Genomic DNA, 15,867 nt, shown 5'->3' with positions numbered 1-15,867 from the left:
GCGGCGGGGGGGTTCCCCGGCCGGCGGATGTCAGGCCGCCATGCCCAGGAATTGCTGCAGCTCGGGCGTGGCCGGATTGGCGAAGATCTCTTCCGGCGGCCCGATTTCATGCACGCGCCCCTGGTGCATGAACACCACGCGGTTACACACCTCCCGCGCAAACCGCATTTCGTGCGTCACCATCAGCAGCGTCATCCCTTCGCGCGCCAGTTGACGTACCACGTTCAACACCTCCATCACCAGTTCCGGGTCCAGCGCCGAGGTAATCTCATCGCACAGCAGCGCGCGCGGCTGCATGGCCAGTGCCCGCGCGATCGCCACGCGCTGCTGCTGCCCGCCGGAAAGCTGGTCCGGATAGCTATCGAACTTCTCCCCCAGCGCCACCTTGGCCAGGCACTCGCGCGCGCGGGCCAGCGCCGCGGACTCGCTGACGCCGGCCGCCACGGTCGGCGCCAGCATCACGTTGCGTCCCGCGCTCAGATGCGGGAACAGGTTGAACTGCTGGAAGATCATGCCCACCTTGCGCCGCAGCGCGCGCAGCTCAAGCTCGCTGTTGCCCAGCTTGGCGCCGGCCACGGTGATATTGCCTTCGTCAATGCTCTCCAGGCCGTTGATGCAGCGCAGCAGCGTGCTCTTGCCCGAACCGCTCTTGCCGATGATGGCGATCACCTCGCCCGGCTCCACCTTCAGGTCGATGCCTTTGAGCACTTCGTTGGCGCCAAAGCGCTTCTTTACGTTTTCAATGGCGATGAGCGACATTGAGCTTCCTTTCCAGATAACGGCTGTAGCGGGATAGCGGCCAGCACAGCGCGAAGTAGATCAGCGCGACCAGCGCATAGACGGTAAAAGGGCTGAAGGTGGCGTTGGTGATCACCGTGCCGGCCTTGGACAGTTCGACAAAACCGATGATGGACGCCAGCGCCGTGCCCTTGATGATCTGCACCACGAAGCCCACGGTGGGCGCGACGGCGATGCGCAGCGCCTGTGGCAGGATCACGTAGCGCATCTGCTGCAGATGCCCCAGCGAGAGGCAGCCGGCGGCTTCCCACTGGCCCTTGGGGATGGCCTCCACGCAGCCGCGCCAGATCTCCGCCAGGTAAGCGCCCGACCAGAGCGACAGCGCCAGCCCGGCGGCCAGCCAGGCCGGGATCTCCACGCCGAACAGCGCCAGCCCGAAGAAGGCGAGGAACAGCTGCATCAGCAGCGGCGTGCCCTGGAAGACCTCGATAAAGCCCCAGGCCGCGCGGCGCAGCGGCGCGCGGCGGCTGATGCGCATCAGCAGTACCAGCAGCCCGGTCACGGCGCCGCCGGCGAAGGCCACCAGCGACAGCACCACCGTCCAGCGGGCCGCCAGCAGCAGGTTGCGCAGGATGTCCCAGCTTGAGAATTCGGTCATGACGCCCTCCGGAACAGCATGCCGCCGACGCCGCGCAGTACCTGGCGCAGGCCGATGGCAAGCAGCAGGTAGATGGCGGTGGTCAGCAGGTAGACCTCGAAGGCCCGGAAATTCCGCCCCTGGACGAAGTTGGCGGCAAAGGTCAGGTCCTCGGCGGCGATCTGCGAGCACACCGCCGAGCCCAGCATGACGATCACCACCTGGCTGGAGAGCGCAGGCCAGATCTTCTTCAGGGCCGGGCGCAGCACCACGTGGCGGAACACCTGGAAGGGCGCCATCGCCAGGCTCGCGCCTGCCTCCAGCTGGCCGCGCGGCACGGCCGCGATGCCGGCGCGGACAATCTCCGCGCTGTAGGCGCCGAGGTTGATCACCATGGCCAGGATGGCGGCCTGCATTTCGCCCAGTTGCACGCCCGCGCTCGGCAGGCCGAAGAAGATAAAGAACAGCTGGACCAGGAAAGGCGTATTGCGGATCAGCTCCACATAGCCTCCCGCGATGGCCGCCAGCCAGGCCGGGCCCTGGGTGCGCGCCCAGGCACAGGCAATGCCAAGGGCTACCCCCAGCACGCCGCCCACGACGGTGAGTTCAGCAGTCACGGCGATGCCGTGCGCGAACACGCTGGCATAGTCGAAGGCTGAAAGGAAATCGAATTGATAGGACATGCGAGTGCCTTCGTTGGGGGCGCGCCGCGGGTGCGCGCATGCGCGCGAGGCTGGCGCTGTACACCGTGCCGGAGCGGTCGTCCGTCCGGCGCGGCTTTCCGTTTCAGGGCATCGGTATCAAAGCGTGGCCGGCAGCGGCATGCCCAGCCACTTCACCGTCAGCGCATTGAGTTCCCCGTCCTTCTTCACGTCCGCCAGGATCGCGTTGACCTTGGCCTGCAGCTTGGGTTCGCCCTTGTTCAGGCCGATGAAGCAAGGCGAGTTCTTGATCAGGAACTTGGGCTCCGGCTTCTTGGGCGGGTTCCTGGCGAGGATGGCGGCCGCGACCACGTTGCCCGTCGCCACCAGTTGCACCTGGCCGGACAGAAAGGCGCTGATGGTGCCGTTGTTGTCTTCGTAGCGCTTGATGGTGGCGGTGGGTGGCGCGATCTTGCTCAGCTCCAGGTCCTCGACAGCCCCGCGCGTCACGCCGACGGTCTTGCCGGCCAGGTCGGCGGCGGCGGTCACTTTCTGGTCGGCCGGGCCGAACACGCCGTTATAGAACGGCGCATAGGCTTCGCTGAAGTCGATGGCCTTCTCGCGCTCGGGGTTCTTGCCCATGCTGGAGATCACCAGGTCCACCTTCTTTGTCTGCAGGTAGGGCACGCGGTTGGTGCTGGTCACCGGCACCAGTTCCAGTTTCACCCCCATCTTTTTGGCGATCAGCGCCGCCACGTCGATGTCCAGCCCTTGCGGCTTCATCTCGGCGTTGACCGAGCCGAACGGCGGGAAGTCCTGCGGTACCGCGACCTTGAGCACGCCGGCCTTGATCACGTCATCGAGCGCTTCGGCGCCGGCGGTCTGCATCGAGAAGGCGAGGGCGGCGGCACCGAGGCCGAGGAGGAGTTTCGAGAGTTTCATAAAGGGTCCTTGCAAGCTTGCCGTTGAGGCGATTAGGCGGTTAGGCGATCAGGTGATCAGGTGATGAGGTTGGCGGGGTACGAACGAGAGTCGATGCTTCAGGGGCGCGGCCCCAGCGGGCGCAGCGCCTGGCGAAGCGGATCGGGTGGGACTTCCGGCGTGGCGGCGCTGAGGCCAGCCTCCACGTGGCCGAGATGCGCATCCATCAGTGCAATGGCGCGTTCCGTGTCGCCCCGGGCCAGCGCCGCCACGATCCGCACATGCTCGGCGCAGGATTCGTTGGCCTGGTGGCTGGACTGGTAGCGCATGGCGATCAGCGTGGTGCGCGCGGTCAGGTCGCGCAGCGTGTCGGCCAGCAGCACATTGCCCACGCACTCGCCCAGGCACACATGGAAGTCGCCCAGCAGGTAGCTGCGCAGGGCGGTGTCGTCGCCGCGCAGCGCGCGCTGTTCCTGCGCCACATGCGCTTGCAGCCGGTCAATGGCAGCCGCCGAGACCGGTGCCGCATAGCGCAGCAAGCCCAGTTCGATCGCGCGCCGCGCGGCAAACGCCTGGCTGGCCTCCTGCCGGGATGGCTCGATCACGAACCAGCCGCGCCGGGCCGACACCGTGACGATGCCGCGTGCCGCCAGCCGCGTCAGCGCTTCGCGCACCAGGGTCCGGCTAACGCCGAACAGTCCCGCCAGCGCCTGCTCGCCCAGCCGGGTGCCGGGGGCCAGCCGCTGGGCCAGGACCGATTGCGTGATGCGCTCGGCGATCCCGGCGGATGTGCTGCCGCGCATGGGGCCGGGGGCATCGGTAAAGGATGGGATGGAGAAGGTCATGGCAGGCTATGAGGCAAGAGGTATGCCAGCCTGATATACAAGCGTGGTGCGCATGTTTTGTACGCAATAGGCCGGTCAACGGCACGGCGCACGCACCAGTTGTGCGCGCCTGTGTGCCGGGTGAGTGCGGCGGCACGCGAATGGTGCGCGGATGTCTGTTCCCTCTGGATATCCTGAAGATCGACCGCTCCTTTCGCGGCCGCGGTGGCGGTGCCTGCGGATTAGCCCCGCCAGCACCAGCCACGCTTGTCACCAGCCGCCGCCAAGGGCGCGGAACGTGGCCACTGCGGCGCGCGCGTTGTCGGCATGCACGCGGGCCTGCTGGTCGCGCGCGGCCAGCAACTGGCGCTCCTCGTCCAGCACCTCGAACAGGCTGACGGCACCACCCTTGTAGGCGTCTTCGGAGGCGCCACGCGCCCGCACGTGGGCATCGATCTCGGTGGACAGTTCCTTGCCTTGCGACTCCAGTTCGGTGAGGGTGACGATGGCGTTCTCCACGTCTTCCGTGGCGCGCAACATGGCCTTGCGGTAATTGACCAGCGCTTCGGCATTGGCGCCCTTGGCCTGCGCCACCTCGGCATCGACGCGGCCGAAATCGAACAGGCGCCAGCGCAAACCGGCCGCCGCCAGCGGCTGGAACGCTGCAGCGGAAAACAGCTTGCCGGCGCTCAGGCTCTCGAAGCCGAGCAGGGCCGACAACGACAGCTTGGGATAGTACTCGGCGGTGGCCGCCCCGATGCGGGCGCTGCTGGCCGCCAGCCTGCGTTCTGCGGCGATCACGTCCGGGCGGCGGCGCAGCAGGTCGGCGGGCCCCTGGGCCACGGAGATGGCTGGCACCGCCACGCCCTCCTGCAGCGGGCCAAGCTCCGCGGCGTAGGTGCCGGGCTGGGCGCCCATCAGCACATCGAGCCGGTTCAACTGGGTTTGCAGCTCGATGCGCAGCGGCGGGATGGTCACGCGCGCCTGAGCCACCAGCGCTTCCGCCTGGGCCACTTCGCGGCTGGACGACAGGCCGTCGCGCAAGCGCAGGCGCACCAGCTCCAACAGCCGGGCGTTGGTCGCGACCTGGTCCTGCGCAATGGCGATGCGCTGCTGCGCGCCGCGCACCCGGAAATAGGCATCGGCCGCTTCGGCCGCGACCGAGATGCGCACCCCGAGCTGGTCGGCCTGCGCGGCCTGCGCTTCGGCGTCGGCCGCTTCCGCGCCACGCCGCAGGCCGCCGAACAAATCGATCTCCCAGCTTGCGCCGGCGCCCACATCGTAGAGCGCGAAATTCCGGTTGTAGCCCGGGAACTGGCTGCCGATCTTGCCCAGCGGGCTTTCCAGCGATTGCCGTTCCTTGACTGCCTGCGCCGACAGGCTGCCCTGCGGCAGCAACTGCGCGCCGGCCTCGGCGGCAACGGCGCGCGCCTGCTGCACGCGGGCCAACGCGGCGGCCAGGTCCAGGTTCTGGTCCAGCGCGCGCTGGACGATGCGCGTCAGCGCGGGATCGTCAAAGCCCGTCCACCAGCTATCCAGCGCGGGGGCGGGCCGTTGCGCTTCGCGCGCGGCCAGCGTATCGGCATGCGGGTAGCTTGCCGCCGTGTCGGTGGCGGGCACCCGGTAATCCGGGCCTACCGCCGCGCAGGCAGCCAGGCCCACCGCTGCCAGCGTTGCCGCTGCGAGTGCCGTGGCCCGGGTCGCAAGCGTGCGGATGCGCGGATGCGCCGGGGCGGTTTCGGTGCGGGGCGGGGTACGACGCATTTCCATCTCCTTCAGTTATTCCGGAAGCGGCGTGTCCGCCGCCGCAAAGACTTTGTTTAACAAGTTACTTGCATGATGATATTAACAACTCTATACTAACTTTCATCTTGATAGCAACCTGATTTCCGGAGGTCGCGAACATGCAGAAAAAGCCGCTCGACAATGCGCCTTGTCCCATCGCCCGCAGCCTGGCGCGGGTGGGCGAGCCGTGGAGCATCCTGATCCTGCGCGAAGCGTTCTATGGCGCGAGCCGCTTCGACGACTTCCAGAAGCAACTGGGCATCGCGCCCAACATGCTGGCCCGCCGCCTGGAGACGCTGGTGCGCGAGGACCTGCTGGAGCGGCGCCAGTATTGCGAGCGGCCGCCGCGCTTCGAATACCTGCTGACCGCGCGGGGCCGCGAATTCCGGCCGGTGATGCTGGCGTTGCTGGCCTGGGGCAACCGCCACTTCTCGCCCGAGGGCGAGAGCGTGCAACTGGTGGACCGGCATACCGGCGCCACCGTGACGCCGGTCCTGGTGGATGCGGCGACCGGGCAACCCATTACCGAAGCGGATCACATGGTCGTGCCCGGACCGGCCGCCAGCGAGCGCTTGCGCGCCAAGCTTCACAAATCGGCAGCCGCGCGTGCGGCCGCCACCCCGAACGTCCCGCCCGCAGCGGGCCACATCTGAAAGCGTCAATACGAAAGCAAGAGGAAGCGTCATGACAAGCGACATCGCCGCCGAGCGTGCTGGCTCGGAGCCCGTTCCCGTCTCTAAACCCCGGCTCAGCCCCAGGCGCCTGCTGATAACCGGCGCGCTCGTTGCCGCCGGCCTGGGCGCCGCGGCTTTCGGCCAGCACTGGTGGTCGCACGGCCGTTTCCTGCAAAGCACCGACGATGCCTATGTGGGCGGGGAGGTGACGGTGATCGCGCCGAAGGTGCCGGGCTACCTGGCCGAAGTCACGGTGACCGACAACCAGCAGGTGCACGCAGGCGACTTGCTGGCGCGCATCGACGATCGCGACTACCGCGCCGCGCTGGCCAAGGCGGAAGGCGCGGTGGCGGCCCAGCAGGCGCTGCTGGCCAATCTCGACGCCACCCGGTCCCTGCAGGAGGCCGTGATCAGCCAGGCCCGGGCGGCGGTGACGGCGGTGGATGCCGACACCGCGCGAGCCCGCGACGACCAGGCCCGTTACCAGAGCCTGGCGGCCAAGTCGGCCGTATCGATCCAGAGCTCGCAAAAGGCAGACTCCGATTACAAGCAGTCGCTGGCCAACACGCAGAAGGCGCAGGCCAGCCTGCTCGCCGCGCAGCGCCAGGTCGACGTGATCGCCACGCAGAAGCTGCAGGCCCAGGCGGCGCTCGCGCAGGCCACCGCGGAGCGCGATATCGCCAAACTGAACCTTGGCTACACGGAGTTGCGAGCGCCCATCGACGGCACTGTCGGCAACCGCCGCGCCCGCGTGGGCGCCTACGCCGCCGGCGGCACGCAATTGCTCTCGATCGTGCCGGCGCGCGGCCTGTGGGTCGATGCCAACTTCAAGGAAGGGCAGCTTGCGCATCTGCGGCCGGGCATGCGCGCCACCGTGGAGGCCGATGTGCTGCCGGGGCGTGTTTTCCACGGCCGCGTAACCAGCCTGGCGCCGGCCACCGGCGCGCAGTTCAGCGTGCTGCCGCCGGAGAACGCCACCGGCAACTTCACCAAGATTGTCCAGCGCGTGCCGGTGCGCATCATGCTGGAGGAGAACGAGGCGACGCTGGCCATGCTCCGGCCCGGCCTGTCCGTGGTCGCGGAAGTCGATTCCCGCGCGGATGCGCAGGTGCAGCCATGAGCACCGGCGTCCTTGCCGCGCCCGGGCAGGGCGCGCAGCCGGCCGAGACCAAGCCTTCACCCCCGGCATTTTCCGCGGCCTCCATGACCACGGCCGCCAAGGTGTTCGCCTTCGCCACCATGTGCGTGGGCATGTTTATCGCCTTGCTGGATATCCAGATCGTCTCGGCCTCGCTGCGCGATATCGGCGGCGGGCTCTCGGCCGGCACCGATGAAACCGTGTGGGTGCAGACCAGCTACCTGATCGCCGAGATCATCGTCATCCCGTTGTCGGGCTGGCTGTCGCGGGTAATGTCCACGCGCTGGCTGTTTGCCGTGTCGGCGGCCGGCTTCACGCTGACCAGCCTGCTGTGCGGCATTGCCTGGAACATCCAGAGCATGATCGCCTTTCGCGCCATGCAGGGCTTCCTGGGCGGCTCGATGATCCCACTGGTGTTCACCACCGCCTTTGCGTTCTTCGGCGGCAAGCAGCGCGTCATCGCCGCCGCCACCATCGGGGCCCTGGCTTCGCTGGCGCCTACGCTCGGACCCACCGTGGGCGGCTGGATCACCGACCACTACTCCTGGCACTGGCTGTTCTTCATCAACCTGGTTCCCGGTATCTTCGTCACCGTAGCCGTGCCCATGCTGGTGCGTGTGGACCGGCCCAACTGGTCCCTGATACGCGGCGCCGACTACCTCGGCATGACCTTGATGGCGCTGTTCCTCGGCTGCCTGCAATACACGCTGGAGGAAGGCCCGCGCTGGGACTGGTTCGGCGACGACGCGATTCGCGCCACGGCCTGGATCTCGGGCATCGCGGGCGTGGGTTTTGTCTGGCGCAGCCTGACCTATGCGCAGCCGGTGGTGGATTTGCGCGCGCTCAAGGACCGCAACTTCGCGCTGGGCTGCTTCTTTTCCTTCATGGCCGGCGTGGGCATTTTCGCCACCATCTATCTCACGCCGCTGTTCCTCGGCCGCGTGCGCGGCTTCAGCGCGTTGCAGATCGGGCTGGCGGTGTTTTCCACCGGCGTGTTCCAGGTCATGTCGATTCCCGTGTACGCCTTCTTCGCCAACCGTGTGGACTTGCGCTGGCTGATGATGTTCGGGCTGGGCTGCTTTGCGTTTTCGATGTGGCAGTTCGCGCCCATCACGCATGACTGGGGCGCGCAGGAATTGCTGCTGCCGCAGGCGTTTCGCGGCATGGCGCAGCAGTTCGCGGTGGCGCCGGCGGTCACGCTCACGCTCGGGGCGCTGTCGCCGGAGCGGCTCAAGCTGGCATCCGGCCTGTTCAACCTGATGCGCAACCTGGGCGGCGCGATCGGCATCGCCAGTTGCGCCACGATTCTGAACGACCGCACCAACCTGCATTTCCAGCGTATCGCCGAACACCTGAACTACGGCAACGAAGCGATGGGTGCGCTGCTGCAGGCAGTAGGCAGCAATCTGGCCGCGTGGGGCCACGACACCACCGACTCGCAGAGCGCGGCGCTCAGGCAACTATGGGCGCTGGCGTGGCGCGAGGCGCAGACGCAGACCTTCGGCGATGCCTTCGTGGTCATCATGGTCTGCTTTGTCGTCACCACCGCGATGGTGCCGCTGATGCGCAAGGTGGCGCCGCCGAAAGCGCCGTCGGCCGACGCGCATTGAGACCTTCAATCGGGAGATGCATGATGAAAGCCATTTTAGCCAGCGCCCTAGCCAGCGCCGCGCTGCTTGCCGGCATGGCGGCCCAGCCCGTCCATGCGGCTACGGAGCGCCCGCGCGACAGCGGCGTGGGATGCGCCCGTGCCGATAACCGCTACTGCAAGGCGCCGCGCGGTGTTCCCGCCGGCGAAGCCCAAGCCGAATGGTCCGCGGCCGCGCGGCCATCCTCGTCCACCAAGCCAGGGAGTCTGTGATGAAAACCAGGGAAGTCGTGTTATGCCACCCCGTTCGCACCGCCATAGGCGCCTATAACGGTTCGCTCAAGGCCACGCCGGCGACCGAGCTGGGGGCAGCCGTCATCCGCGAGACGGTNCCACCCGCGAGACGGTCCGCCGCTCCGGGCTGGACCCGGAGCGGATCGGCAGCGTGGTGTTCGGCAATGTGATCCAGGCGGGCAACCGGATGAATCCGGCGCGGCAGGCCGCCATCGGCGCGGGCCTGCCGGTGTCGTTGCCCGCGATGACCGTCAACCGCGTGTGCGGGTCCGGCGCGCAGGCCATCGCCAGCGCCGCCGATGAAATCTGGCTTGGCCATGTCGATGCAGCGGTTGCCGGCGGCATGGAGAACATGGACCAGGCTCCCTACCTGATGCCCGCCGGCCGCTGGGGCAGCCGCATGGGCGACGCGGTGCTGCAGGACAGCATGCTGCGCGACGGGCTGGTGGATGCCTTCTCGGGCGAGCACTCGGGCTGGCATACCGAGGATCTGGTGACCCGCAACAAGATTGGCCGCGATGAACAGGACCGCTGGGCGGAGCGCTCGCAGAGCCGCTTTGCCCACGCGCAGGAACAAGGCCGTTTCGTGGAGCAGATCGTTGGCGTTCCGGTGAAGGCGAAGGGCGGGACGGCGATGTTCAGCGTGGACGAGGCAAACCGGCCGGACACCACATTCGAGATTCTCAGCAAGCTTCGCCCCGCGTTCCGCAAGGATGGCACCATCACCGCGGGCAATGCGCCGGGGCTCAATAGCGGCGCGGCTGCCATGCTCGTCGCCGAACGCACCCTGGCCGAGAGCCAGGGCCTGGCACCGATGGCGCGGCTGGTGGCCTACGGCGTCGGCGCGGTCGAGCCGGGTCTGTTCGGCCTTGGCCCCGTGCCCGCCGTGCGCCAGGCGCTGCGGCGCGCGCAATGGACGCTGGGCGATATCGGGCGGATCGAGATCAATGAGGCCTTCGCGGCGGTGCCGCTGGCGGTCGCGGGCGAACTCGGGCTGCCGCTCGACATCATCAACGTGGATGGCGGCGCCATCGCGCATGGCCACCCGATCGGCGCGACCGGCGCGGTGCTGACCACGCGCCTGCTCTATTCGATGCGCGCGGATGGGATACGCAGGGGCATCGTGACGCTGTGCATCGGGGGTGGGCAGGGCATCGCGCTGGCGCTCGAAGTCCTGGATTAAGCAGCACTGGCAGGGCGGGTTTTCCGGCATCGGGACATTTCAATCCAGCTATCATGTTGAAAGTATCAAGATGCCGGATTGGAGCCCTCGACCATGCAAAGAAAGACCTTCAGGAACATGCAATGCCCCATCGCCCGTGGCCTGGAACGGGTTGGCGAGTGGTGGAGCATGCTGCTGATGCGCGAGGCGTTCTATGGCGCACGGCGTTTCGACGACTTCCAGAAGAACCTGGATATCGCGCCCAACATGCTCACGCGCCGCCTGACCGCGCTGGTGGAGGAGGGTTTGCTGGAGCGCCGCCAGTACTCCGAGAAGCCGCCGCGCTACGAGTATGTCCTGACCCAGTGCGGGCGCGATTTCCTGCCCGTGCTGCTGGCCATGCTGGCCTGGGGCAATAAGCACTTCGCGCCGGAAGGCCCCAGCGTGGAGTTGCTCGACAAGGAAACCGGCAAGGTCGTCGAACCGGTGCTGGTGGACGCCGGCACGGGGGAACGGCTGAGTTTCGCGCGGCACGCGCTGGTGCCCGGCCCCGCCGCCGGAGACGGCATGCGCCGGCGGCTCGAATCTGCTGCCGGCTTCTTGTCGGGCGACGCCTCATAGCCAGTTTTTTGTTACACCAACCCATCCATCGAAGCGGGGAACGTCATGAAGATTCTGGTCCTGGGCGCTGGCGCCATGGGCGGTTACTACGGCGGACGGCTGATGCAGGCGGGCGCCGATGTCACGTTCCTGGTGCGGCCACGGCGCGCCGAGGTGCTGGCCAGGGACGGCCTGGTCGTGCGCAGCGAGCTTGGCGATATCCATACTGCCGTAAAGACCGTGCTCTCCGGTGACGTCAGGGCGGACTACGACCTCGTCCTGCTGGCCTGCAAGACCTACGACCTGGCCAGCGCGATGCAAGCGCTGGACCCGGCGCTGGACGGCACCCACGGCAAGGGCGCGGCGATCCTGCCTCTGGTCAATGGCCTGCGCGCATATGAGACGCTGGATGCGCGCTACGGCCGGGAAAGGGTGCTCGGCGGTGTCTCTTACATCGCGACCACGCTGGACGCTGCGGGCGCGGTGGTGCACCAGGGGGCGCTCGACAGACTCGTCGTGGGCGCCCGTGCCGAACCGGCGCAAGCGCTGGCCGGCGCATTTCATGCACTCGCCGCGAGCACGCCTGGCGCGCGCGAACTGTCGCCGGCGATCGACCAGGCGCTGTGGAACAAATGGGTGATGATCTCGGCCGGTGCGCTGATGACGTGCCTGATGCGCGGCACCGTCGGCGAGATCGTCAGGACGGCCGACGGACGGGCGCTGATGCGCCAGGCCATGGACGAGTGCGCGGCGGTGGCGCGCTTGTCCGGGCATGCCTTGCCCGAGCCGGTGGCCGATGCGATGGCCGCGCGGCTGCTGGACGAGACCTCGACGTGGGCCGCTTCGATGATGCGCGACATCGCGCAAGGCGCGCCCCGCCTGGAGGCGTTGGACATCGTCGGCGACATGGCGCAGCGCGCCGCGCGGCTGGGACATGACGCGCCGCTGGCGCGCATCGCCTATGCCCACCTGCAGGTCTACGAGGCCCGGCGTGCCGCCGCCTAGCTCCTGGTATCCGCCGCCACGGCGGCGGCTGCGCGGCGTTCCCGCGCCTCGCGCCGGAACGCGCCTGGCCCCATGCCGAAATACGCCTTGAAGGCCCGCCCGAATGCCGCCTCGGAGGCATAGCCGCAATGCTCGCCGATGCTGGCCGCGGAATCGCGGTCTTGTGTCAGCAGGCGGGCGGCCATTTCCATGCGCAAGGTGGTGACCAGCTGCAGCGGCGTCTCGCCGCTGAGTTGCGTAAAGCGCCGGGCAAAGGTCGCCCGCGACATATTGCATGTCTCGGCCAGCGACGCCACCGACCACGGCCCGGCGGGTGCGCGCAGCACGGCATCGATCGCCCTGGACATGCGTGCATCGGCCATCAGCGCCAGCAGGCTGTGCGTGACCCCGCCCTGGGCGATCAGGGCGCGCAGCAGCAAGGTCAGCAAGGCGGTGGAAAGCTGCGCGATGACCGCCATGCCGCCGGGCTCGGGTGCCTGGGCTTCGTTGCGCATCATGCCGATCAAGGCATCCAGCCAGGCGCAATCCGCGCGTTCGGCGGTGGCGATGCGCAGCACGGGCGGCAGGTTGCGCAACAGCATGGTGCCCGGCAAGCCCAGCACAAAGGTGCCGCACAACATATCCAGCGGACGCTCGTCGCCCGGCACCGTCACTTCCGTCAGCAAGCCGTTGAAGCGCGTCCGGTGGGCCGGCATGTCCACGCCGGCGGGCGCTGCGCCGTCCGGCAGGCTGCGCAGCGTGTGCGCGGTGCCATGGGGAAACAGCAGCACATCGCCCGCGCCAAGTGCGATCGCGTCCTGCTCCACCAGCGCGCGCGCCTGCCCGCCCAGGATGATGTGATAGGGAAGGTGCCCGGGCGGCGCCGCCGCGTTGTCCACGCGCCAGTTGCCGGCGAAGTGGCAGTGCAGGTCCACGGTGCCGGCGGGAGCCAGCATGCGCACCAGTTCGGTCAAGGCGTCCATGACGGGATGTTGAGACGATGGAGCAAGAGATTGCGACTATTGTATGCGGTAAATAACAAGATGGAAGCCTAGACTTCAGTCCATGGAAGCAGCGCAATAAACACGGCGCGATCCATCGACCAAACTAACCGGAGTCCATCATGTCCCGTCTTCACACCATCAACGCCACTGAAGCCACCGGCCAGACCGCCCAGTTGTTCGCCGCGATCAAGGGTGCCGTCGGCAAGGTGCCCAACGCCTATCTGGTTATCGGCAGCAATGCCCCCGAGGTGCTTGCCAACGTGCTGCAAACCGGGGCGTTGCTGAAGAACTCCACCCTCAGCGCCCGCGAACTGGAGGCCATCAATCTCTCTGTCAGCGAAGCCTCGGCTTGTGATTACTGTGTCGCCGCGCACACCATGACCGGCAAGATGGCGGGCTACAGCGCGGAGCAGACACGCGAACTGCGCGCCGGCAGCTACCCGGAAGACAGCAGGATCGACGCCCTGGTCCGCTTTGCGCTGGCCCTGGTGAAGACCGCCGGCACGTTGCCCGCCAGCGCTGTCGCCAATGTGCGCGAAGCCGGCTATACCGACCGCCAGATCATCGAGGCCATCCAGGCGGTCAGTGCGATCCTGTTCACCAATATGGTCAATCGCGTCAACGATACCGTGGTGGATTTCCCGAAGGTGGCGTGAGGGGGAGGCCAGCCGGGGCTGGCCGGGCGAAGCGCCCGGCTACCCGCTGGCCTGCAAGCGGGCTGGCACCATCAGGCCGCTTCATGCGCCGGGCAAACGACGCTTCAGGCGCACTTGCCGCCGCCTGACCGCGTTGCCCCGTAGCGGGTCGCATATTCCCAGCCCAGTTCTGCAAGCGGCCTTGCCTTGCGGCCGGTTTCCAGCGCATCCGCGGCCGCCGCATTGCCGCCTTCCGCGCGCCGCGCAATGCCGTTCATGATGGCGGCCAGCCTGAAGAAGTTATAGGCGAGGTAGAAGTCCCAATGTTCCATCTCCTGCATGCCGTTGGCATCGCCATACCACCGAATGTAGGTGGCCTCGTCCGGAATGCCCAGGTCGTGCAGGTCCAGTCCGCCAATGCCGCGCCAGAGCGATGCCGGGATATGCCAGCCCATGCACTGGTAGGCAAGGTCGGCCACCGGGTGGCCCAGCGTCGATAATTCCCAATCCAGGACACCGAGTACGCGCGGCTCGGTTGGATGAAAGAGCAGGTTGTCCATGCGGAAGTCGCCGTGGACAAGGCTGGTCTGGTGTTCCGGCGGAAGATGGCGCGGAAGCCAGTCGGCCAGGGCCTCCAGCGCGGTATTGCCGTCCGTGCCGGTGTCCTGGCACTGGCGTGCCCAGCGGCTCACTTGCCGTGCGATGTAGTTTCCGCTTTTGCCATAGTCGGCGAGACCTGCCTGTTGATAGTCCACTCGATGCAATGCCGCTATCACCCGGTTCATTTCCCGGTAGATCGCCGTGCGTTCCTCACGCGCCAGGCCGGGCAGCGACTGGTCGAACATGACCCTGCCTTGCAGGAACTCCATGACGTAGAAGGGGCTGCCCAGGATCGACACATCCTCGCTGTAGAGGAACAGTCGCGGGACGGGCACTTCGCTGTCCCGCAGTGCATGCATCACGCGATATTCGCGGTCAATGGCATGGGCGGACGACAACAGCTTGCCGGGGGGTTTGGTGCGCAGTACATATTGCCGCCCTTCGCACCAGATCCGATAGGTGGGATTGGACTGGCCGCCGGCCAGCCGTTCCGCCGTGAGCGAGGGCCGCTCGATCAGGCCCTGGCCGTGCAGCAAGGCCGCCAGCCTGTTGCAATCCAGATCCGGTGGGTGTTTATCCGCCGGGGCGGTCTCGCATTGCGCGCTGGCATGCGTCATCGTGTCTGTCTCCCTGTGCCCCGATCCACTACGGGGTCTCTTCGATTGGTTGTGTCGTTCGCTTCGGGCTAAAGCGTGCTGACCATGTGCCCGCCATCCACCGGCAATACGGCGCCAGTGATGTAATCCGAAGCACTCGATGCCAGCAGGAGCAGCGCGCCGTCGAGTTGCTCCGGCCGCCCAAGCCGGCGTTGCGGGATCCGTTTGACCAGTGCCTGGCCGCTATCGGTCTCGAAAAAGCTCCGGTTGATGTCGGTTTCGAAATACCCCGGTGCCAGCGCATTGACGCGGATACCATACCGCGCCCATTCCAGCGCGAGCGACCGTGTCAGGTGAATCAGTCCAGCCTTGGCCGCGGTATAGGCGGGCACTTGCTGGGCAACGCGCATACCAAGGATCGAGGCGATGTTGACGATGCTGCCGCCTTTGCCGCCATCGCGCATCATCTGCGCCGCATGCTGTGCCACCCGCCACGCGCCGCTCAGGTTGGTGTCGATCACGCTCTGCCATTCGTCCTCCGCCACCTCGATGGCGGGACGCGTGACAGCAATGCCTGCGCTGTTGACCACGATGTCGACCGTGCCCAACGCGCTGGCCGTGGCCGCGAAGGCCGACGCCACCGAGGCCGGGTCCATGACGTCGAGCGGAACCACGCAGCCTTCAGCGCCTTCCTCGCGGAGCGCGGCAAGCAATGCCTCGCCTTCGCCGACGCGCCGTCCGGCCAGTGCAACCCGGCATCCGGCACGCGCCAGGGTCAGGGCGAAGTGCCGGCCCAGGCCGCCGAATGCGCCTGTCACCAGCGCGACCTTGCCCTCCAGGTCGGCAAACGGATTAGGGGCGGGATGCGCTTTCATGCAAGATCTCCTTTGATTTCCAGAATGGATGCCGGGGTTGCCCGGCCAAAGCTGCCTCAGGCTGCCTTGCCCATGTCTTCGACCACCTTCTTGGCGTCGCCGAACACCATCATGGTCTTGTCCATGTAGAACAGTTCGTTATCCAGGCCCGCGTAGCCCGCCGCCATCGAG

General features: G+C 67.3%; 18 protein-coding genes and 1 pseudogene. 9 read left to right on the top strand and 10 right to left on the bottom strand.

Going from position 1 to position 15,867, the window contains the following annotated elements:
* Positions 1 to 30: 30 nt before the first annotated feature.
* The 6 genes from CF70_RS15085 to CF70_RS15060 all read right to left on the bottom strand — a co-directional run bounded on the left by CF70_RS15085 (position 31) and on the right by CF70_RS15060 (position 5,525).
* Positions 31 to 759, bottom strand: a complete 729-nt coding sequence (locus tag CF70_RS15085; protein WP_035865974.1) for an amino acid ABC transporter ATP-binding protein — start codon at positions 757 to 759, stop codon at positions 31 to 33.
* Positions 740 to 1,396: an amino acid ABC transporter permease gene (locus CF70_RS15080; RefSeq protein ID WP_035865970.1), complete on the bottom strand. Its 657-nt coding sequence runs from the start codon at positions 1,394 to 1,396 to the stop codon at positions 740 to 742. Before CF70_RS15080 ends, CF70_RS15085 begins: the two co-directional genes overlap by 20 nt.
* On the bottom strand, positions 1,393 to 2,058 hold the full coding sequence (locus CF70_RS15075; RefSeq protein ID WP_035865967.1) for an amino acid ABC transporter permease: 666 nt from the start codon (positions 2,056 to 2,058) through the stop codon (positions 1,393 to 1,395). The genes CF70_RS15080 and CF70_RS15075 overlap by 4 nt, the downstream gene beginning before the upstream one ends.
* A 117-nt stretch (positions 2,059 to 2,175) precedes the next feature.
* Complete coding sequence (locus tag CF70_RS15070) at positions 2,176 to 2,958, bottom strand: transporter substrate-binding domain-containing protein (protein ID WP_035865964.1); 783 nt, start codon at positions 2,956 to 2,958, stop codon at positions 2,176 to 2,178.
* Between the two features lie 98 nt (positions 2,959 to 3,056).
* Positions 3,057 to 3,782, bottom strand: a complete 726-nt coding sequence (locus tag CF70_RS15065) for a GntR family transcriptional regulator (protein ID WP_051648492.1) — start codon at positions 3,780 to 3,782, stop codon at positions 3,057 to 3,059.
* Between the two features lie 249 nt (positions 3,783 to 4,031).
* The gene (locus tag CF70_RS15060) at positions 4,032 to 5,525 is read right to left on the bottom strand and encodes an efflux transporter outer membrane subunit (protein ID WP_081862186.1); all 1,494 of its coding nucleotides are present in this window, start codon (positions 5,523 to 5,525) and stop codon (positions 4,032 to 4,034) included.
* Positions 5,526 to 5,665: 140 nt separating this feature from the next.
* Here CF70_RS15060 and CF70_RS15055 point away from each other — a divergent pair, with 140 nt between their 5' ends.
* From CF70_RS15055 to CF70_RS15025, 8 genes and pseudogenes are all read left to right on the top strand, one after another.
* Positions 5,666 to 6,199, top strand: coding sequence for a winged helix-turn-helix transcriptional regulator (locus tag CF70_RS15055; RefSeq protein ID WP_035865961.1), 534 nt, complete (start codon positions 5,666 to 5,668; stop codon positions 6,197 to 6,199).
* A gap of 31 nt (positions 6,200 to 6,230) precedes the next feature.
* Positions 6,231 to 7,340, top strand: a complete 1,110-nt coding sequence (locus tag CF70_RS15050; protein ID WP_035865958.1) for an HlyD family secretion protein — start codon at positions 6,231 to 6,233, stop codon at positions 7,338 to 7,340.
* Complete coding sequence (locus tag CF70_RS15045; RefSeq protein WP_035865955.1) at positions 7,337 to 8,968, top strand: DHA2 family efflux MFS transporter permease subunit; 1,632 nt, start codon at positions 7,337 to 7,339, stop codon at positions 8,966 to 8,968. The genes CF70_RS15050 and CF70_RS15045 overlap by 4 nt, the downstream gene beginning before the upstream one ends.
* A 20-nt stretch (positions 8,969 to 8,988) precedes the next feature.
* Positions 8,989 to 9,219: a hypothetical protein gene (locus CF70_RS15040; RefSeq protein ID WP_035865952.1), complete on the top strand. Its 231-nt coding sequence runs from the start codon at positions 8,989 to 8,991 to the stop codon at positions 9,217 to 9,219.
* Positions 9,219 to 9,337, top strand: a pseudogene (locus CF70_RS37805) (acetyl-CoA C-acyltransferase); the annotation flags it as partial. The gene CF70_RS15040 and the pseudogene CF70_RS37805, both read left to right, overlap by 1 nt.
* A gap of 1 nt (position 9,338) precedes the next feature.
* The coding region (locus CF70_RS15035; RefSeq protein WP_235185050.1) for a thiolase family protein at positions 9,339 to 10,423 on the top strand (1,085 nt) is incomplete at its 5' end.
* A gap of 93 nt (positions 10,424 to 10,516) precedes the next feature.
* Positions 10,517 to 11,023 (top strand): winged helix-turn-helix transcriptional regulator, encoded by a 507-nt coding sequence (locus CF70_RS15030; RefSeq protein ID WP_035865948.1) that lies wholly within the window; start codon positions 10,517 to 10,519, stop codon positions 11,021 to 11,023.
* Between the two features lie 45 nt (positions 11,024 to 11,068).
* On the top strand, positions 11,069 to 12,007 hold the full coding sequence (locus CF70_RS15025; protein ID WP_035865946.1) for a 2-dehydropantoate 2-reductase: 939 nt from the start codon (positions 11,069 to 11,071) through the stop codon (positions 12,005 to 12,007).
* Here CF70_RS15025 and CF70_RS15020 read toward each other — a convergent pair.
* Complete coding sequence (locus CF70_RS15020) at positions 12,004 to 12,969, bottom strand: AraC family transcriptional regulator (protein ID WP_035865943.1); 966 nt, start codon at positions 12,967 to 12,969, stop codon at positions 12,004 to 12,006. The genes CF70_RS15025 and CF70_RS15020 overlap by 4 nt on opposite strands.
* 140 nt (positions 12,970 to 13,109) lie before the next feature.
* Between CF70_RS15020 and CF70_RS15015 the strand changes: the two genes are divergently transcribed.
* Positions 13,110 to 13,646, top strand: coding sequence for a carboxymuconolactone decarboxylase family protein (locus tag CF70_RS15015; protein WP_200876754.1), 537 nt, complete (start codon positions 13,110 to 13,112; stop codon positions 13,644 to 13,646).
* A gap of 104 nt (positions 13,647 to 13,750) precedes the next feature.
* Here the strand turns inward: CF70_RS15015 and CF70_RS15010 are convergent, their stop codons facing one another.
* The 3 genes from CF70_RS15010 to CF70_RS38965 all read right to left on the bottom strand — a co-directional run.
* On the bottom strand, positions 13,751 to 14,842 hold the full coding sequence (locus CF70_RS15010) for a phosphotransferase family protein (protein ID WP_035865936.1): 1,092 nt from the start codon (positions 14,840 to 14,842) through the stop codon (positions 13,751 to 13,753).
* Between the two features lie 68 nt (positions 14,843 to 14,910).
* A complete protein-coding gene (locus tag CF70_RS15005) occupies positions 14,911 to 15,696 on the bottom strand; it encodes an SDR family NAD(P)-dependent oxidoreductase (protein ID WP_035865933.1) in 786 nt (261 codons plus the stop codon).
* 56 nt (positions 15,697 to 15,752) lie between these two features.
* The coding region (locus tag CF70_RS38965) for an NAD(P)(+) transhydrogenase (Re/Si-specific) subunit beta (protein ID WP_200876753.1) at positions 15,753 to 15,867 on the bottom strand (115 nt) is incomplete at its 5' end.

It is taken from the genome of Cupriavidus sp. SK-3 (assembly GCF_000611145.1).
Taxonomy (GTDB): domain Bacteria; phylum Pseudomonadota; class Gammaproteobacteria; order Burkholderiales; family Burkholderiaceae; genus Cupriavidus.
This window is presented reverse-complemented; position numbering and strand designations above follow the sequence as displayed.